Source organism: Parasphingorhabdus sp. JC815, from assembly GCF_040717415.1.
Taxonomy (GTDB): domain Bacteria; phylum Pseudomonadota; class Alphaproteobacteria; order Sphingomonadales; family Sphingomonadaceae; genus Parasphingorhabdus.
On sequence record NZ_JBFEFM010000003.1, the window covers coordinates 108,168 to 126,262 of the forward strand.

General features: G+C 50.6%; 18 protein-coding genes. 11 read left to right on the forward strand and 7 right to left on the reverse strand.

Going from position 1 to position 18,095, the window contains the following annotated elements:
• Positions 1-30: 30 nt before the first annotated feature.
• On the forward strand, positions 31-1,026 hold the full coding sequence (locus AB1K62_RS08635) for a hypothetical protein (protein WP_367002971.1): 996 nt from the start codon (positions 31-33) through the stop codon (positions 1,024-1,026).
• 38 nt (positions 1,027-1,064) lie between these two features.
• On the opposite strand, the gene AB1K62_RS08640 is transcribed toward AB1K62_RS08635, so the two are convergent.
• Positions 1,065-1,805, reverse strand: coding sequence for a hypothetical protein (locus AB1K62_RS08640; protein ID WP_367002973.1), 741 nt, complete (start codon positions 1,803-1,805; stop codon positions 1,065-1,067).
• A 121-nt stretch (positions 1,806-1,926) separates the two neighbouring features.
• Here AB1K62_RS08640 and AB1K62_RS08645 point away from each other — a divergent pair, with 121 nt between their 5' ends.
• From AB1K62_RS08645 to AB1K62_RS08685, 9 genes are all read left to right on the forward strand, one after another.
• On the forward strand, positions 1,927-2,601 hold the full coding sequence (locus AB1K62_RS08645) for a hypothetical protein (protein ID WP_367002974.1): 675 nt from the start codon (positions 1,927-1,929) through the stop codon (positions 2,599-2,601).
• Entirely contained in the window at positions 2,598-3,839 is a 1,242-nt protein-coding gene (locus tag AB1K62_RS08650; RefSeq protein WP_367002975.1) for a hypothetical protein, read from the forward strand. The genes AB1K62_RS08645 and AB1K62_RS08650 overlap by 4 nt, the downstream gene beginning before the upstream one ends.
• Positions 3,836-4,792 (forward strand): MoxR family ATPase, encoded by a 957-nt coding sequence (locus tag AB1K62_RS08655; RefSeq protein ID WP_367002977.1) that lies wholly within the window; start codon positions 3,836-3,838, stop codon positions 4,790-4,792. Before AB1K62_RS08650 ends, AB1K62_RS08655 begins: the two co-directional genes overlap by 4 nt.
• Positions 4,789-6,108 (forward strand): DUF58 domain-containing protein, encoded by a 1,320-nt coding sequence (locus AB1K62_RS08660; protein WP_367002978.1) that lies wholly within the window; start codon positions 4,789-4,791, stop codon positions 6,106-6,108. Before AB1K62_RS08655 ends, AB1K62_RS08660 begins: the two co-directional genes overlap by 4 nt.
• Positions 6,108-7,151, forward strand: a complete 1,044-nt coding sequence (locus AB1K62_RS08665; protein ID WP_367002980.1) for a stage II sporulation protein M — start codon at positions 6,108-6,110, stop codon at positions 7,149-7,151. Before AB1K62_RS08660 ends, AB1K62_RS08665 begins: the two co-directional genes overlap by 1 nt.
• Complete coding sequence (locus AB1K62_RS08670; protein ID WP_367002982.1) at positions 7,148-8,128, forward strand: RDD family protein; 981 nt, start codon at positions 7,148-7,150, stop codon at positions 8,126-8,128. The genes AB1K62_RS08665 and AB1K62_RS08670 overlap by 4 nt, the downstream gene beginning before the upstream one ends.
• A 176-nt stretch (positions 8,129-8,304) precedes the next feature.
• The gene (locus tag AB1K62_RS08675; RefSeq protein WP_367002985.1) at positions 8,305-9,501 is read left to right on the forward strand and encodes an acyl-CoA dehydrogenase family protein; all 1,197 of its coding nucleotides are present in this window, start codon (positions 8,305-8,307) and stop codon (positions 9,499-9,501) included.
• Positions 9,502-9,534: 33 nt separating this feature from the next.
• Complete coding sequence (locus AB1K62_RS08680) at positions 9,535-10,674, forward strand: acyl-CoA dehydrogenase (protein WP_367002986.1); 1,140 nt, start codon at positions 9,535-9,537, stop codon at positions 10,672-10,674.
• Between the two features lie 111 nt (positions 10,675-10,785).
• A complete protein-coding gene (locus AB1K62_RS08685) occupies positions 10,786-12,105 on the forward strand; it encodes an MFS transporter (RefSeq protein ID WP_367002988.1) in 1,320 nt (439 codons plus the stop codon).
• A gap of 2 nt (positions 12,106-12,107) precedes the next feature.
• Here the strand turns inward: AB1K62_RS08685 and AB1K62_RS08690 are convergent, their stop codons facing one another.
• The gene (locus tag AB1K62_RS08690; RefSeq protein ID WP_367002989.1) at positions 12,108-12,848 is read right to left on the reverse strand and encodes an SDR family oxidoreductase; all 741 of its coding nucleotides are present in this window, start codon (positions 12,846-12,848) and stop codon (positions 12,108-12,110) included.
• Between the two features lie 210 nt (positions 12,849-13,058).
• Between AB1K62_RS08690 and AB1K62_RS08695 the strand changes: the two genes are divergently transcribed.
• Complete coding sequence (locus AB1K62_RS08695) at positions 13,059-13,829, forward strand: SDR family NAD(P)-dependent oxidoreductase (protein ID WP_367002991.1); 771 nt, start codon at positions 13,059-13,061, stop codon at positions 13,827-13,829.
• Positions 13,830-13,844: 15 nt separating this feature from the next.
• On the opposite strand, the gene AB1K62_RS08700 is transcribed toward AB1K62_RS08695, so the two are convergent.
• The 5 genes from AB1K62_RS08700 to AB1K62_RS08720 form a co-directional block, all read right to left on the reverse strand.
• A complete protein-coding gene (locus tag AB1K62_RS08700; RefSeq protein WP_367002993.1) occupies positions 13,845-14,615 on the reverse strand; it encodes a glucose 1-dehydrogenase in 771 nt (256 codons plus the stop codon).
• Positions 14,616-14,684: 69 nt separating this feature from the next.
• A complete protein-coding gene (locus AB1K62_RS08705) occupies positions 14,685-15,620 on the reverse strand; it encodes a hydroxymethylglutaryl-CoA lyase (protein WP_367002994.1) in 936 nt (311 codons plus the stop codon).
• A gap of 107 nt (positions 15,621-15,727) precedes the next feature.
• Positions 15,728-16,486 carry a GntR family transcriptional regulator gene (locus AB1K62_RS08710; protein WP_367002996.1) on the reverse strand — a complete coding sequence of 253 codons (759 nt, stop codon included), beginning with the start codon at positions 16,484-16,486 and terminating at the stop codon, positions 15,728-15,730.
• 182 nt (positions 16,487-16,668) lie between these two features.
• Complete coding sequence (locus tag AB1K62_RS08715) at positions 16,669-17,145, reverse strand: nuclear transport factor 2 family protein (RefSeq protein ID WP_367002997.1); 477 nt, start codon at positions 17,143-17,145, stop codon at positions 16,669-16,671.
• Positions 17,142-17,954: a sugar phosphate isomerase/epimerase gene (locus AB1K62_RS08720; protein ID WP_367003000.1), complete on the reverse strand. Its 813-nt coding sequence runs from the start codon at positions 17,952-17,954 to the stop codon at positions 17,142-17,144. Before AB1K62_RS08720 ends, AB1K62_RS08715 begins: the two co-directional genes overlap by 4 nt.
• Between the last annotated feature and the right edge of the window lie 141 nt (positions 17,955-18,095).

The window sequence follows — 18,095 nt, forward strand, 5'->3', positions numbered from 1 at the left end:
TTTCCATTCGAAAAATGAGGGCGTTTGTTTGTGACACATCATGGGGGTACAGATGTATTGCTAACTGTTGATACTGAGCTTTCCGCCGGTTTACATCAACAAGGGTTTAGTCCTGTAGACAATTTCAACAGTTCGATATTGGGTCGCTGTGATGCAGGTGATTTCGGGATTGTCCATCAAATGGAATGCCTTGACGAATATGGACATAAGGGAGTGTTCTTCGTCGATCCCATGCCAGCCCTGGTTTATGGTGAGCAGATCATCGCGGATATCGTCGGTCCGATTATTGAACGCGGACATGAGGTCCAGCTTCATATACATACGGAATGGTTAGAATGGGCCAAACATTCTCCTGTCGAAAATCGCCAGGGACGCAATTTGTCGGATTTCGACATTGGCGATCAAATCCGGTTATTAACACTAGCGAACAATATTTTAACCAATGCCGGCGCGCAGCGGCCAACGGCCTTTCGGGCGGGAAATTTCGGTGCAAATGATGATAGCCTTCGCGCCTTGCACCATGCTGGCCTGATTTGGGATTCAAGCTTTACGCCTTGTTCTGCAATAACTAATTGTAAAATTGATATTTCTGAAGACCAGATTGCTCCGATTCAAAAGCATGACATAGTTGAGCTACCGGTTGCCGGAATAATGAGCAGCCCTGAGAAGATAAGACCGGCCCAAATTTGCGCTCTATCATCCGCTGAAATGGAAGCAGCTATGGATCATGCCAGTGCAGAGGGTCATCCTGTGTTTGTAATTGTAACGCACAGTTTTGAAATGCTTTCGCGGGACCGCTTCAGGGTTAATCATCTGGTGGTGAAAAGGCTCGAACAAATAGCAGCACATATAGCTGCCTGTGATAATTTGCAGACATCGGGCTTTGCACAATTATCGTCCAAAAAAATGCTGGCAGATCGAGAAGGTTTAACCCGACTAAATCCGAAAAAATTCCGCACGACCATGCGTATGGCAGAGCAATTATGGTCAAGATGGCGTTTTGAACGCAGTTTAAATCCGGTTTAACAGCCGCTGGCTATTTCATTGTTTTCAGTAACGATTATTCAGGCGAAAACTTCGGCTAATGTGCTGCTGTCTGTACCTTCTTTGGCTGTGCGTAGATCAACATAGATTGAAGCAGTACCAGCCCCTTGTAGCGCTCCGGTAATCATATTCGCGATCAACGCGAAAATGATGGAAGTTGTGGCGTTGAAAAAACCTAGCGATGCGCTGATCGCGCTAATGATCATGGCTACAATGAAAAATATTATTACCAATAGAAAAATCATGCCTTTAGATCCGGAGGTTAATGCGGCGCTGCGCTTCAAGGAAGCGATGATCCCTCGGTTTTCTGCGATCATCACCGGCGCTGCAACAATCCACATTAAAAAAAGTATGACCCCGGGCACGATAAACAGCATGAAGCCGAAACTGATACCCAAACCAAAGAACAGTCCAAGCCCCAGCAGCGGCAGGAACTTCCGGATCGCCTGATTGATACAATCTCCCAGATTGATTTCCTTATTAGCTAAATCATTCAAAGTGGCGACAATCAATGTCGCCTGTAAAACGATTGAAAGAAACAGAAATACGAAAAAGCCGATCAGTCCTGTAAGAATGGCAGCCGATGAGGAAAACGAGCCTGCTATTGCAGCTGGACTACCCTGAATATACTCCATGGCAGCATTGGGAAGGCCGACAATCAACAGCGATAGCCCAAGGAAAACCACAGGATTGCGGCTTATCACTCCGACTGTATTGTTAACGACCCGGCTGATATCAATTTTTCTTGATCCCTGCGCCATGTTTCTTTTTCCTTACAAATATTGATGGTTAGATTGTCAGACCGGGATGACATCGTAAAGCCCGACAAGCACAGGAATCTTCTTACTTGCTCCCGCCTTATGTTTCTGTAACATCCAGCCAGTGGCAAAAGACGCAATAGTTCAGGGTGATAACGGGAACGCTTCTTTTGACGCCGCGTGGAAAGACGTACGCGCGGATAGTGATATTCAATTTACCAATATTGTTCCGGAACCTAAGCAGGAACCGCCAGAATGGTGGACCGACTTTTTGCAATGGCTTAATGACGCGCTTGCCCCTGTCGCAGATGTGATGGTCACGGCATGGCCGGTGCTCAGGATTATATTTCTGGCCCTATTGGCCGCTGGCGTGCTGACTTTATTGTGGGTGATATTGTCGCCCTATTGGCAGGAATGGCGCAACCGTAAAGCAGAAACAAAAGAAGAGTGGCGACCGGATCAGGAGGCGGCCCGCCAGTTGCTAGATGAAGCGGATGCTCTTGCGGCAAAAGGGCAATTTGCCGAGGCTGCTCATCTTCTGCTATTTCGCAGCATTGCGGAGATTGAGGAGCGCCGCCCGGACCTGCTCCGCCCGTCCAATACCGCGCGCGAGATCGAGCAATTTGATGCTCTACCGGAAAATGCGCGCGCTATGTTTGCGGTGATAGCCGGACATGTCGAGCGCGGGGTTTTTGCTGCTGCTCCCATTGGTGAAGAAGGCTGGGCAGCATCGCGGCATGCTTATGGTGCGTTCGCTTTGCCCGAAACATGGCTAAAGCAGGATGATGGCCTACAATGAGTATTCAGGCCAATCCGTTCAAACGCACGACGATCATCATCATGTTCGTCATCGGTTTCATCGCTTTTGTTGCGCTGCTTTATGGATTGGGGATGGGCAACCATCTGGCTTCCGGTAAAAACGGGCAGGCGCATGGCGCGTCAAACAGCCTCGTGGGCTATCAGGCGCTGGTAGATATTATGCGCGATACAGGAAAAAATGTGCAATATTCGAGAACAGCCGGCGGATTTGATAATCCTGGCTTGCTGGTCTTGACTCCAGCCCCAGATACCAACGCCGATGATATTGCGAAGGTGATAAAGGAACGCGCCTTTATCGGACCTACGATTATAATTTTGCCTAAATGGCGAGTTGCGCCGCTTTCTGGCCCTACAGCAAGAAAAGGATGGGTTCAGCGCTTTGAAACCCTGGACCCTGCTTTAGGAGAGGAAGTTCTGAAAAACATTGCGGATATTAAAATCAAAGTTCCCAAGAATATTGCCAAAGTAGAACCGGATCAGCGTCCTTTGCTTCATTCGACGATCGGCGGATCGGTTAAACTGCCTGCTGCTCCTGTTACCATAAGTAGCGATTATATACATGCCATTGTGCCCGGTTTGAACGGTGACGATGCGTTGATTGGCTATCTGGATAGAGGCTTTAGCGAAGGTAATTTTCCATTGGTGTTAGTCGCGGATGCCGATCTGTTGAATAATAGCGGGATGGCAAACCGGCAAACCGCCAAACACGCGCTTGCCTTGATGGATGCAGTTTCAACCGGACCAGATTTCCGAATTACTTTCGACCTGACCTTTAACGGGCTTGGCAATTCGCAAAATCTGTTAACTCTGGTGTTTAAGCCTCCATTTTTATCAGCCACAATCTGTCTGATAATTGCTGCGCTGGCTGCGGCATGGGCTGCGTTTAATCGTTTTGGCCCGCCGGTCCGTGAACAGCGCAGCATCAATTTTGGTAAAACAGCATTGGTCAATAACAGCGCCGGCTTGATACACAGGATGCGGCGCGAGCATCTTGTCACTCACCCATATGTAGAGTTTATCCGGACTGACGCCATTCATGCTCTTGGTCTGACAGATATTGATCGGGAGGATCAGGATCATAAACTCGACATGTTGGGCGAGGTGGACGGCCAACGCTTCACTTCTTTGTTCAATAGCCTGACTAGCGCCCACGATTCTTACGAAATCGCGCGCCGGGCTGCGGCGCTCCATCATTGGAAAAAGGAACTTATCGGATGAATATCGGGGAACTTAAAACGCTAGCGGACAATATCCGTGGTGAGGTTGCAAAAGCGATAATCGGTCAGGAGGATGTTGTCGATCACCTGTTGATTGCGCTATTTTCCCATGGTCATGTCCTATTAGAAGGTCCACCCGGAACAGCCAAGACGTTTGTAGCGCAATGTTTCGCTGCGACGCTCAATCTGGATTTCGGGCGGATTCAGTTTACTCCCGACCTGATGCCCGGCGATATTATCGGGTCCAACCTGTTCAATTTTCAAACCAGCACATTCACCCTCACGCGTGGTCCGGTTTTTTGTGACTTGCTGCTTGCCGACGAAATAAACCGTACGCCGCCCAAAACTCAGGCTGCGATGTTGGAAGCGATGCAGGAGCGCGCTGTCACTCTGGACGGGGAGACGCATAAGCTGTCCTCGCGGTTCATGGTGGTCGCTACACAAAACCCGATAGAACAGCAGGGCGTCTATCCGCTGCCCGAGGCGCAACTGGATAGGTTTTTGTTCAAGCTGCTGATTGATTATCCCGCAATGGAGGAAGAGAAGAAAATTGTTGCCCAATATGGCGAGCGGGTCGGCGCTCCTGAACCTGAAAACTTCGGGATAAGTGCACAGGCCGATGAAAAAGCCTTGGCCGCGGCTGCGGCTGCGGTCCAATCGGTCAAACTGGTAGAAGATGTTACTGATTATATCGTGCGGCTGGTGAGAGCGACCCGTGAAACGGCTGATCTTGAAAATGGCGCAAGTCCGCGGGCAGCGATCATGCTTGCTACAGCAGCGCGGGCAAAGGCGGCGATTTCGGGGCGTGACTATGTGGTGCCGGATGATGTTAAAATGCTTGCGCCATCCGTCTTGCGGCACCGGACAATTCTGGCTCCGGCGGCAGAAATTGAAGGTCTCTCTGTTGATGCGATAATAGAGGCTTTGGTTGAGCGGACGGAAGCACCGCGTTGATCTATCCCACGGCCCGTGCTTTGCTGCTGATTGCGATTGGCGCGCCAGTCACGGCGGTGATGGCTGCGCTGTTCCCCGGGCTTTGGGCGATCGGTATTGCATGGGCAGTGATGCTGGTTTTACTATTTGTCGTGGATGGCCTGATCGCAGCCAGAATACGCAGTGTTGATATTCGCGCTCCCCTGACAACGGAAATCGGTGCGCCGCTGCATATTGGGGTAGATACCGAATTTGACGGCCTGATGATGCCGCAACAAATATATGCTAATTTAGGTGTAGATGACAGATTATCTGACGATGGCCGAATTGCTTTTACGCTTGAGCATATCCAATCCCAAGTAGCCGGCTATAGCGGCGTCGCCACGACAATAGCGGGCCGACGGGGAACAGGCGATATCGGTAAACTCTGGCTGCGGTGGGAAGGGCCGCTCGGCCTTGCATGGCGGCAAACCTCCAGAATGAATAATCGCTCGATAGCGGTCGTGCCTAACATCTCTGCGGTGCGTAGCCCGGATGTGAAGATTTTTTTGCGCGATTCCGTCTTTGGTTTGCTCGCCCGCAAATTTCGTGGAGAAGGGAGCGAGTTTGAAGCGCTGACCGAATTTCAACCGGGTATGGACCGGCGCAGCGTCGATTGGAAAGGGTCGGCGCGTCATAGCAAATTACTGGCCAAGGAATATGATACCGACCGCAATAACCAAATTGTTTTTGCGCTGGATTGTGGATCGGAGATGTGTGAACCGATTGACGGCCTGCCACGCATTGATCGCGCAGTATCGGCAGCGCTGCTAACGGCGTATGTCGCACTTAAATCCGGTGATAGAACCAGCCTGTTCAGCTTTGCCGCAAAACCAGAGATATCCACACCGTTTTTTTCCGAGAGCCGTAATTTCTATCGGCTCCAGCAGGAGGCTGCAAAGATTGATTACCGGCATCAGGAAAGCAATTATACCTTGGCTTTGTCGGCTCTGTCTGGCCGGTTACAGCGGCGCTCTCTGATAATTATATTTACCGACTTTACCGATCCGACCAGTGCTGATTTAATGTTGGAGGCTGCGGGACGGTTAATTGACAAACATCTGGTTCTTTTTGTCGTACTTGAAGATGAGGAGCTATCCGGATTTATCACAAAGCAACCAAAAACTGCCGAAGATGTGGTGCGTAGCGTTACTGCACAAAGCCTGTTGGATCAGAAAAGGCTGGTCGTTACCCGGCTGCGACATCTGGGCATTGATGTCGTCGAAGGCCCGCACAGCAAAATCGGCCCGCGGCTGATTAACAGCTATCTGAAAATAAAGCAGCGGGGGGCAGTTTGATGGTAAAAATGTCGGTTGATTCCACAGCACAGCAAACGATTCAAACGGCTGCCTTGAAAAGCGACCGTTTCCGTTTGGAACGGGAAGCGGACTGGATCCGGCTTGATGAAATTATTACCAAAATGGAAAAGGGAAAAGCGCGACGGTTAAGTGATGATGATATTCTCGCGCTTCCCGCTTTATACCGGACAACATTGTCAAGCCTCTCCATTGCTCGTGATAGCTCGCTGGATGCTGATCTTATCGCCTATCTCGAAGGATTGGCACTGCGATCCTATTTCACGGTTTATGGTACGCAGACCAGTTTTGCCAGGTGGTTGAAAGAGTTTTTCAGCGGGAGCTGGAGCCGGGCGGTCCGGGAAATAAAGTTGGATATTTGGATTGCGCTGTCCGTGATGATTGCTGGGACTCTGCTAGGTTATACGCTGGTGGCGGGCGACAGTGATTGGTTTTACGCGCTGGTCCCCGGCAATTTCGCGGATGTCCGTGTGCCCGGCGCCAGTGAAGAGGCGTTGCGCGGGACATTGTTTAGCGCAAAAGAACAAGATGGTCTGGGCGTATTCGCGGCTTATTTGTTTAGCAATAACGCGCAAGTCGCGATTCTTGCCTTTGCGCTGGGATTTGCCTTTGCGGTGCCCAGCATTTTATTGTTAATCCACAATATGGCGCTGTTGGGAGCCATGTTATGGGTTTTTGCCCAGCGCGGATTATCCACCGAATTTATCGGCTGGCTTTCCATTCATGGCACGACGGAATTGTTCGCTATTCTACTGGCCGGGGCTGCCGGTATTCATGTCGGGCGTTCAATAGCTTTTCCGGGGGCAAAATCCCATTTGGTCGCCGCTAAAGAAGCGGGCATGCGGTCTGCGGTGGTAATGGTTGGTGTGGTCATCCTGCTGATTTGCGCCGGATTGCTCGAAGGGTTCGCTCGACAGCTAATTATCGATACTGCGCTACGATATGTAATTGGCGGCAGTATGCTCGTTTTCTGGTTATTATATTTCTTCGTATTTCGACATAACCAAATGGAGAGCGGTCAGTGAGCATCGTCAAAACCGATCCGTCGATCCGCCAGTCCGCTCATCCCGAACTGGACCGGATAATGATCTCGCCTGAGGGAGTCCCGCTAAATGTTACAGTAGCTCCGTTCATGTCGAGAGTTTGGGCACTCTTGCTCGATTTGCTGATAATTTTCCTCTTGTCTATCCTCATTGGCGCTATCTGCCTGTTTTTTGCCTATCTCTTCCTAACTGGTAGTAGCGGCGCTGATATGTTTAATCTTGACGGGCAATTGGGCTTGTTTGGCATCATCTGGATTATCAGCAATTTCGTGCTGCAAAACGGCTATTTCATTTATTTCGAGATGGGTGACCGTGCAGCAACATGGGGAAAACGCGCACTGGGCATCCGTGTAGCGTCGCGTGACGGGGGCCGTTTAACAGCAGAAGCGATTATTGCCCGCAATATATTAAGAACGATAGAATTATTCATACCTTTGCAGTTGTTGCAAACCGGGGCTGAGATTTTAGCGGAAGCGAGCATTACCCAAGGGACTGCAGTAATCTGGGTTTTAATCTTTGCTCTATTTCCTTTATTTAACAAAGACCGGCTGCGCTGCGGCGATCTGATTGCCGGGACATGGGTGATACAGAATATATCACGCAATCTGGGTAGCGTGGTCGCTCCTACGGTTGGCGTTCATGCCGGGGATGTTGAGACTGCAAAAGACGCTTCCGGGCTTAATCTTCACCGGGACATCAGAAAATACGAGTTTTCCGATAAGGATCTGTCGGTTTACGGCGAATATGAATTGCAAACTCTGGAAAGTGTGCTGCGGACCGGCACGGATGAAGCGCTTGAAACTGTGACCGATTCCATTAGCAATAAAATTGGCAGAAATCCGGATATTGGGGATGAACGGATATTTCTGGAATCTTATTACACCGCTCTACGTGCCAAGTTAGAGGGCTGCATGCGTCTGGGAAAGCGTCGTAAGGACAAATTTTCAAAAGACATTTAACAGACAATATTTAACAGGCCGGTTAAAATTTTTTGCTGCCGGGGCCTGTTTTACAAAACCATATATAGTCCGCAGCCGCCTGTGCCGTAGCGTCATCGCTAAAACCATCAGATCAGCTTGTTTTCTGCGATTTTCGACGTATTATTATCACCAAAATAACCATTGGAGACTCGTTAATGAACCTGGAATTCACCGCTGAGGAAAAGGCATTTCGTGACGAAGTGCGAACATTTATCGAGGATAATTATCCCAAGCATATTGAGAGCAGAACCGTTCAGGATGAAATGAGTCCCGAAGATATGACCGCCTGGCATAAAATTTTGGGCAAGAAAGGCTGGTCAGTGCCCGCCTGGCCCAAAGAATATGGCGGAACCGGCTGGACACCAACACAGCGTTATATCTGGTCCGAAGAAAACGCCCGGGTCAACGCTGTCATGCCGCTGCCTTTCGGGGTCGCCATGGTCGGTCCGGTTATCTACACTTTTGGTAATGAAGAACAAAAAGCCAAGCATCTGCCCGGTATCCGCAGCGGGGAAGTCTGGTGGTGTCAGGGCTATTCGGAGCCGGGAGCCGGTTCGGATCTGGCCTCGCTGAAAATGAGCGCCGTGCGCGATGGTGATGACTATATCCTCAATGGCCAGAAAACCTGGACAACTTTGGCGCAACATGCCGACTGGGGGTTCTTCCTGTGCCGCACCGATCCTGATGCGCCGAAACCGCAGCAGGGTATCAGCTTTATTCTGGTAGATATGAAAACGCCGGGCATCGAAGTGCGTCCGATTAAACTGGTCGATGGCGGCCACGAAGTGAATGAAGTCTGGCTAACCGATGTTCGTGTGCCAGCGGAAAACCTGGTAGGTGAAGAAAATAAAGGCTGGACCTATGCGAAATTCCTGCTTGCACATGAACGCTCTGGCATTGCCGGAGTGGCGCGGTCCAAGCGCGGTGTAGAGCAGCTCAAGAATATTGCCACGCACGAGATGCTCGACGGCAAGCCGCTTATTCAGGATATGGGTTTTGCCAGCAAGATTAGTCAGCTTGAAATTGATCTCGCGGCGCTTGAAATTACCGAGCTCAGGACTCTTGCCGGTGAACAGGCGGGTAAAGGACCCGGACCGGAAAGTTCGCTGCTAAAAGTCAAAGGCACGGAAATTCAACAGCGCCTTACCGAATTGACGCTGGAAGCGGTCGGCTATTATGGCATGCCTGATTTCCGCAGCTTCCCGGCTGATGGATCGAATGATTTCCCGATCGGCCCGGATTATGCACATAGCGCTGCGCCGACATATTTCAACATGCGTAAGACGTCGATTTACGGCGGGTCCAACGAGATTCAGCGTAACATCATCACCAAAATGGTTCTCGGACTTTAGATCCAACCGCCCAAATCATAAGAAAGCGATATTATGGATTTCAATTTTTCTGACGAACAAAATATGGTTCGTGACGGTATTTCCCGGTTGATTCGGGAGCAATATGACTGGGACACGCGACGCGATGTTATTTCCAGCGAAGCGGGTTGGCGCCCGGAGTTTTGGTCCCAGCTAGCGGAGCTTGGTATGCTCGCCGCGCCATTTTCGGAAGAGGATGGCGGCTTTGGCGGCGGCGCAATTGAAGCGATGCTGATTATGGAAGAATTCGGCAAAGGATTAGTGGTCGAACCTTTTATTCCCAGCGTTGTCTGTGCTGGCGGTTTCCTGAAATATGCGGGGACGGCAGCGCAAAAAGAGGAATATCTCAGCGCGATTATCGCGGGAGAGAAAGTCTTTGCTTTTGCCTATGCCGAGCCGCAGGGGCGTTATGATCTGGCGAATCTGACCACAACCGCAAAAAAGGACGGCGACGGCTATTCATTGAGCGGCCATAAGGCGGTCGTGATCGGCGCGCCTTGGGCAAGCCATTTTGTAGTGACAGCGCGGACTTCTGGTGGTCAGACGGATCAGAACGGCGTGTCTGTGTTCATCGTGGCCAAGGATGCGGACGGAGTCAGTTTGCGCGACTATGCAACGGTTGATGGTCGCCGCGCTTCGGAAGTATATTTTGAAAATGTTGCGCTCTCCTCTGACTCTCTGATCGGTGAATTGGACAATGGCCTGCCGCTGGTCGACAAAGTTGTCGATGAAGCGACAGCGGCTATATGCGCAGAAGCAACCGGTGCGATAAAAGTGACACATGAAATGACGCTTGAATATACCCAGCAGCGCAAGCAGTTCGGTGTGCCGATCAGCAGCTTTCAGGTGCTTCAGCACCGAATGGCTGATATGTTCATGGAATATGAACAATCAATCTCCATGTCCTATCTTGCGACCATCAGATTGAGCGAAGAAGAAGCCGAGCGCAAGAAAGCTGTATCTGCGGCGAAAGTACGAATCGGCCAAGCTGCACGGTTTGTCGGCCAGTCAGCGGTTCAGACCCATGGCGGTATGGGCGTGACCGATGAAACTGCAGTCAGCAGCTATTTCAAACGCTTGTCGATTATCGAAAGCGAATTTGGCAGTGTGGACCACCACATGCGGCGACACATTAAATTATCAGCCAATACATAAATCACTTTTTGAAACTAACATAATTGCTTATCACAAAAGGGGGTGCCGACCATCTGGTTGCGCCCCCTTTTTCAGGCTATCCCATATCTTCCCCTAAGGGAGAGGATAAACATGGTTCAGCAAGCCACAGCGGTGCCGAGCAACAGCTATCGCTATTATATATTATTCATGATGATGCTGACCTATATGTTCAACATCACGGATCGCATGGTTATGTCGATCCTGATAGAGGATATCAAAGCTGATTTTGTCCTGACCGATACACAAATCGGCCTTTTGGCTGGAACTGCTTTCACGATTTTTTATGTGGTTCTTGGTATTCCGGCGGGACGGTTGGCCGATCGTACCAATCGCAAGAAAATGCTTGCAATTGCCGTTAGCCTATGGAGCCTGATGGCCGCGCTTTGCGGGGTCGCTACCGGTTTTTGGACCTTATTTCTGGCCCGGTTAGGCGTCGGAATAGGGGAATCGGGAGGTAATCCACCGGCAATATCGATTATTACAAATTATTTTGATACCTACGAGTTGTCCAGAGCAATGGGAATTTTTTCACTCGGAGCGGCGTTAGGGCCTGTCGTCGGATTTGTCGCAGGCGGTTTACTTGCGGAGGCTTATGGCTGGCGCTGGACATTTATCATACTGGGGCTGCCAGGTGTTGCGTTAGGCGCACTGGTATATCTGACAGTCCGCGAACCGGATCGCGGACGATTTTCAAAAGATGAGCTGGAAAAAGCACAGGCTGTCAAACAGGAACCTTTTGTAGAAACCATGTCTTCACTTTGGAAAAACCGGGTTTTCAAGCGTGTTGCGCTGGCAAATTCGGTGGGCATTATTGCGCTATATGGGTTCTCGATCTGGCTGGCGCCGATCCTGATACGTAATTTTGAAATCCCGGTGTCGCAGGTTGGGATTTATCTTGGCACGGCTTGGATCGCGGGCGGTGTTCCGGGCATGATCCTTGGTGGATATTTTACCGACTGGCTGGCTTTGCGAAACCCGAAATGGCGCGCATGGTATAGCGCCCTTGTCATTTTAGTAGCTTTGCCTCTTTTGGTCGGTTGCCTGCTGGCTGATAATATTACACTGGCGCTTGTTTTATATATGTTGGGTTACGCCGCGCATTGTTCGACGCAGGGGCCAGCTATAGCAATGATGCAATCATCAGTATCCCCAACTGAACGTGGAACAGCATCTTCCATTGCCGGTCTATCCGCTACTTTCCTTGGTTATTTCATTGGCCCCGCCGTAGTTGGGGCAATTAGTGACAATCTGGTGGCGGATCATGGCACAATGTCTCTTAATTACGCGATGATTGCCATCACGGTATTAAGCCTGACTTCCGCAGTAGCGGCCTATTTATACGCCGCCAAAGCTGTTTCGGCACAGTTGCCGGACCCATTGCCAAGGGATATGACGCTGCAGGATGCTTGATCCTATAATAGCAGTCCACCATCCGCGATCAGCGTTTGTCCGACTATATAACGCGCCAGCGGAGACGCAAGGAACAGTGACAGGCCGGCCATATCATCGGGGTCACCAATCCGGCCCAGCGGGATGCTTGCGATCGTTGCCTCCCGGCGCTTTGGATTTTGTGTCGTAACGGCTGTCATTTTTGTGGCGATTAACCCGGGTGCTATGCCGTTGACACGGATACCATCTGGTGCCCATGCCTTACCCAAAGTGCGGGTCAGCCCCATCGCGCCGGTCTTGGAAGCATTATAGGCGGGATTCCCTACCGTGGCATGAAAGGCAGCGGTAGAGCTGATGATGATCATTGATCCTTGCGACGTTTTTAACAGATCATGAAATTGTCCGGCAAAGGTCATCAGGCTGTTCAAATTGACTTGAATGACTTTGGCAAAATTTTCCGGTTCAAATTCCTGCCGTTTATAGAGTACCATTCCTTGCGAACAGATAAGCACATCGAGCCGGTTGAAGGTTTGGCGATAGGAGGCAATCGCATTATCGTCTGCGGCATCCACCTGTGCATAATGCAGGCCGTCGAGATCAGAGCCTTCATCCTTGGAATAATCATCACCATTTGCGCGTGTGCCAGTGACGTGAACTTGTGCCCCGCAACCACGAAACGCCTGCGCCGTGGCATTCCCAATTCCGCTAGAGCCGCCGATGACAGCAACTATTTTATCCTTATAATCTAATGACGCGTCGATCATGCCCATCCTCTTTCTGTTTTATCTTTGACCACTATGCAAAGCGATACTGCCCTATTGGATAGAGATGGTCTAGGCTCTGTCTAACTTTGATTGTTACAAAATCAGGACCTAGATTATTGTTTTGCCGTGATTTCCTGGCTGTGAAATGTTCCATTTCCTTTGAAATCACTCTAGGGCCGATAGGAAATAATGCTAATTAGAGGAAAAACTATGCAAACTCCATTTTCGCTGGCGGGTCGGACCGCTCTGATCGCCGGAGCTTCATCGGGTCTCGGCGCGCATTTCGCTGAGCTATTTGCAGCGGCTGGTGCAAATGTTGTGCTGGGTGCACGACGCACGGACCGCACTGCGGAAGTAGCTGACAAGATTATCGCGGCTGGCGGTAGCGCGTTGGCGGTGGCATTGGATGTGACGGATGAGGCGTCTATCATCGCGGCTTATGATGCTGCTGAGGCAAAATTTGGTGTCGTGGATTCGATAGTTTGTAATGCCGGCATCAGCGTGCCCGGACGATCCACGGATGTGCCGCTCGAAGGTCTACAGAATGTTATCGGCACCAATTTTATCGGTGTGTATCTGGTCGCTCGTGAAGGGGCCAAGCGCCTGATTGCCAGTGATAGCCGAACAAAGGAAAATGGCCGGATTACTATAATCGGGTCGATAACATCCCGCCTGACGGGGGAGGGCGACAGCGCTTATGGCGCTAGCAAAGCCGGTGTCACACATCTTGGCCGCAATCTGGCGCGGGAATGGGTGCGTCAGGGAGTGAATGTCAATACCATCCATCCCGGCTATATCGCCACGGAGATTCAAGGCGATTGGTTCCAGACCGAAGGTGGCAAGAACCAGATTGCCGGTTTCCACCGCAGGCGGTTGCAGGAAATGTCCTCGCTCGATGCGATGATGCTGTATTTCTCATCCGATGCGGCAAAATCAGTGACGGGTTCGGACATTGTCGTAGATGACGGGCAGTCGCTTTAGGAGCAAGGCGTATATTTAGCGACCGCCTGATACATATAAGCATTGTCCGGTTACCCAGCTTGCTGCGGGGGAGGCCATATAAACAACCGCTGCTGCAATATCTTCTTCCCTGCCATAACGGTTCAGAGGAATGCCGATATGTTGCAGCAGTTTCTCCCGGTCCTCACCGGATTTAATACCCATGGATTCGTCAAAATTTTCGGTCGGAATCGGGCCGGGAGCAACCGCGTTGACCCGGATGTTGGGTGCAAGTTCAAGCGATAATGTGCTGGTCAGGCTGTTCACTGCGGCTTTGGACGCGCCGTAAGGACCGTTTTTCACCTGCCCGCCAAACGCGGCGCGGGATGATGTGTTGATTATGGCTCCACCGTCTTTCATATGGCGCGCGGCGACGACCGCGCCCATCCATACACTTTTAAGATTAAGGTCGATTTGCGCGTCCCAATCTTTTTCCGATGTTCTGGTAAGGTAGCGCGGCGTTCCGTCTGGCAGACCGCCTGCATTGCTGACCCAGATGGTGAGCGAACCGAGTTCATCCACCGTCCGCTGCGCCAGATGGTCCAGCGCGGCCATATCCGTGACATCGGTGGCAACAGTTATGGCGCGGCGGCCAATCGCGCGGATTTCTTTTGCCACAGCGTTTAGGTCACTTAACGTGCGTGCTGCCAGCGCCACATCTGCGCCCGCTTCGGCCACTCCCAAAGCGATTGCGCGACCAATGCCTTTGCCCGCGCCGGTGACGACCGCTACTTCGCCGTCCAGCTTGAACTTGTCCAAAATACTCATGAAACCCTCCTATGCAGCACAGATTATTGGCTGCACGGGGGAAGTCCACTAACAGAAGCGGCACTTTTTTCAGGCGTCTAACATTCCGGCTTCAGCGCGAGCGACAAGCGATGGCAATTGCCTGCCCAAAATGGTTTCGAACCACTTGTTGGTAGCAATTGCTTTTTTAAGGTCAACGCCGTGGTTTATCCCCGACCGGTTTAGCAGGTTGATCAAATCTTCGGTCGAGATATTGCCGGTTGCATTGGGCGCAAATGGACAGCCACCAAGCCCGCCGATGCTGGCGTCTAATGTGGTTACTCCAGACCGCACGGCGGCCCACGCATTGGCGATGCCAGTGTTGCGCGTATCGTGAAAATGCGCGCGCATGGTGATATGGGGGGGAAGTAATTCCTTTAGGCGGCCAAATAAGTCCTCGACCTGTCCGGGCACACCAATGCCAATTGTGTCCGCCAGTGCGATTTCAAGCGGGCCTTCTTCGGCCATTTCGCTGGCAATATGCAAAACGGTTTCAGGCGGGACATGCCCTTCGAACGGGCAACCAAAAGCGGCGGAGATTGTGACCTGTGCTTTCAACCCTTCGGCTTTGGCAAAGCGGATCATTTCCCGGTTTTCGCGAATGCCTTGCTCAATGGTCTGGCCCTGGTTCTTTTTCCCAAAGGTGTTGCTCGCCACGATAACGCAACCTGCTTCGTCAATACCGCGCCGGCCATTTTCCTTTGTTGCCAGTGCGCGCAGCACGCCGCGTTTGTTAAGGCACAAGCCGATATATGATACATCATCGTGATCCGGCAGGCCCTCGATAACTGGCTCTGCATCGGCCATTTGGGGGACGCGTCCGGGGTGGACAAAGCTGGCAACCTCCATCCGGCGGATACCAGCGTCAATCATCTGGTTGATAAGACCAAGTTTATCCTTGGTCGAAATAATATCCGGTTCGTTTTGTAACCCGTCCCGTGGGCCGACTTCGACGATATTCACTGTGGTTTGATTTTTCTGTGTCATGGTAAATCTATACAATGTTTGTCGGATGTAAGCGATTATAAATCATCGCAACAATGATTAAGCCTCTTCAGGACAAAAAGACATAGTTTTCCGGAGAATGACAGGCGTCAATCCACTTCGATATGCATTGAATATGCGAAATGCTCTCCGGGGTGATAGTTGGCGGAAATTTCAAACATCCGGTCTTTTTCATCATAATAGCAACGCAGGATACGCAGCACCGGATCTCCTTTTTCCAGACCCAGATCTTTCAATATTTCTTTGGTCGCCCGTATCGCCTGTATATCTTGTGTGACGCGCATGACATTGACATTTCCCAAAGTTTCAATCTGCCCGAAGAGAGTGGTGGCATTGGTATCAATTTTGGCCACTGCCTTAGCAAGTTCTGGGTGAACCCAGGCTTCTGTAAGTGCGATAGGGCGCTCGTTTTCAGGTTTCATACGCTTGCCGCGAAAAACGAACCATTCTCCTTTCGGGCTTATGCTGATCTGATCGGCTATATAATCGGGAACGGTTGCTGTGCCCTGCTTTTCAAAGGCAATCGTAGTATCACGGGCATATTGCAAAATTTCACCCACGTTACTGAGCGGTTGGTGCAGCGCACCGGCCCGTGCTGTTGCCGGTTGTACTAATGTCCCAGATCCGCGTTTACGCGTAATCAGTCCCTCCGAGGTGAGCTTGCGTAACGCTTCGCGAACGGTGAAGCGGCTGACATCATATTTGTCACATAATACAGATTCGGTCGGAAAATTGCCGGGATCGGTATAATCTCCGCGTAATACCGCTTCGCGCAATTCATCTGCCAATTCAATATAGCGCGGCTTTTTCTTTGCCGTGCTTTTGCGTTTCGTAGCTGTCTTCGCCACCAATTTCTCTCTCCCTGACATGGGGCAACCTTATGCGAGCTTCTGACAGGACGCAAGTGAGCCTGACCCAGAAGCCGGTAAATATTATAATATCGGCTTTTAATTATAAGGGCTTGTTAAAAAAGTTTTTTTTACGGATAGCTGACAGCTTAACTTGCCACATATAACCGGGAAAGATAATATCAAACCATCTTTTTGGCACCCCGTTTGGCGGCCAGATCAAACAAACCCCGATCACCCATTTCCCAAGTTACATTAAGCGTGGTTTTGTGGATCAGCCAACCGTTTTTTACCCGTCCCAGCTCATGGACATAATAGCCGCCTATCGAATGCATTTGCCGGTCGCCATCTACGACAAGATGGTGATGCGCTGACATATAACAGGTGCAAGTGGCTGAATCTCCGTTAACATCCAGAACAAAGTTGGTTAGCACATGTTGGGTCGCGTCAAACGGTTCCAGCGTCGCTCGTACGCCTGCGACCCAGTCATCAGCTGGCATTGTGCTGGCTGGAGTGCCGGACCAGCTGGAAAAATCCAATGTTGCCTCGTCGGCGTAGATGGATCGGTATAAATCCCATTGGTGCTGGTCTATTCCTGTGGCGTATTTCAATATATGATCGGTAATATTCGCCCGGTCGACTAAATCATCATGCGTCATTTTACTCTCCTGTTATCGGTTAGCAACCGGCTTGCTGCAATTGAACGCAGCGCCCAGTCTTTTGCATCAAAATGTGGTTCGCAGTCATAATGTGGCACTTCAATATCCACATCGACATGATCTCCCAGCAATGCAAAAAGCGCAGCTAGCGGGAATACACCCTGGCCGGGGATCAGCCTGTTCATGGCTTCTTTGTAATAATCGTCGGATATATGAAAATGGGGTCCATCACATATCTGGGCATAGCCAATATTGCGTGGCTTAATGGCCTTGACCTGTTCTAGCGTGCCGCCTGTCCGGAAGAGGTGCAGCGCGTCAATGGCGATTTTAAGATTTGGTTGGCCTATGCGGTGATGCAAACTTACGGCCTTTTCCAGACTGTCACATCCTTTTGCAAAGCCGGTAAATTCAAGCCCGGTCTCCATGCCGCGATTGCGGGTCATTTCGCAAAGCAAGCCAAGCTGATCTGTAATGCGTTCCGGATTGGTTTCGGAAATATGTGTCACTGCGCGTTTAGCACCTAATTCCGCTGCCAAATCCAATTCGCGGGCATAATGTGAAACATTGATGCCAGACCTGACCGGAAAATATTCAGCATTGATAATAGATATATCATTATCCGCGAGTAACGATTGAAATGCCGCTTTGTCAGCAGCCGCAACAACCGGAAAGATATTTTCTCCATCTTCGGCCCTTGGTGAAGCGGTGAACAGACAGACTTTTCGTAATCTTGCCGAGGCTGCGAACCGGACAAGAGCATCAGGGACACCATGGGATATAGTAATTTGATGAAGGGCCAATTCGCGCATGCTTTGTTAGTAAGCTGTGGCTTTGGAATTGCACCTATGACTTTAATGTAGATTTGCTGTGCATGCTAATCAATCTGCTAGGCTGTATGCACCGCTATGGTGATTAAATAGGGGTACGAGAATCGGTGCCGATCAGGACCA

Bases quoted from the DNA above. Each gene is read 5' to 3' on its own strand.
- AB1K62_RS08700 (WP_367002993.1), bottom strand. From the start codon at position 14,615: ATGAGTATTTTGGACAAGTTCAAGCTGGACGGCGAAGTAGCGGTCGTC.
- AB1K62_RS08685 (WP_367002988.1), top strand. From the start codon at position 10,786: ATGGTTCAGCAAGCCACAGCGGTGCCGAGCAACAGCTATCGCTATTAT.
- AB1K62_RS08665 (WP_367002980.1), top strand. From the start codon at position 6,108: ATGGTAAAAATGTCGGTTGATTCCACAGCACAGCAAACGATTCAAACG.
- AB1K62_RS08720 (WP_367003000.1), bottom strand. From the start codon at position 17,954: ATGCGCGAATTGGCCCTTCATCAAATTACTATATCCCATGGTGTCCCT.
- AB1K62_RS08695 (WP_367002991.1), top strand. From the start codon at position 13,059: ATGCAAACTCCATTTTCGCTGGCGGGTCGGACCGCTCTGATCGCCGGA.
- AB1K62_RS08650 (WP_367002975.1), top strand. From the start codon at position 2,598: ATGAGTATTCAGGCCAATCCGTTCAAACGCACGACGATCATCATCATG.
- AB1K62_RS08655 (WP_367002977.1), top strand. From the start codon at position 3,836: ATGAATATCGGGGAACTTAAAACGCTAGCGGACAATATCCGTGGTGAG.
- AB1K62_RS08705 (WP_367002994.1), bottom strand. From the start codon at position 15,620: ATGACACAGAAAAATCAAACCACAGTGAATATCGTCGAAGTCGGCCCA.
- AB1K62_RS08680 (WP_367002986.1), top strand. From the start codon at position 9,535: ATGGATTTCAATTTTTCTGACGAACAAAATATGGTTCGTGACGGTATT.
- AB1K62_RS08690 (WP_367002989.1), bottom strand. From the start codon at position 12,848: ATGATCGACGCGTCATTAGATTATAAGGATAAAATAGTTGCTGTCATC.
- AB1K62_RS08675 (WP_367002985.1), top strand. From the start codon at position 8,305: ATGAACCTGGAATTCACCGCTGAGGAAAAGGCATTTCGTGACGAAGTG.
- AB1K62_RS08640 (WP_367002973.1), bottom strand. From the start codon at position 1,805: ATGGCGCAGGGATCAAGAAAAATTGATATCAGCCGGGTCGTTAACAAT.
- AB1K62_RS08715 (WP_367002997.1), bottom strand. From the start codon at position 17,145: ATGACGCATGATGATTTAGTCGACCGGGCGAATATTACCGATCATATA.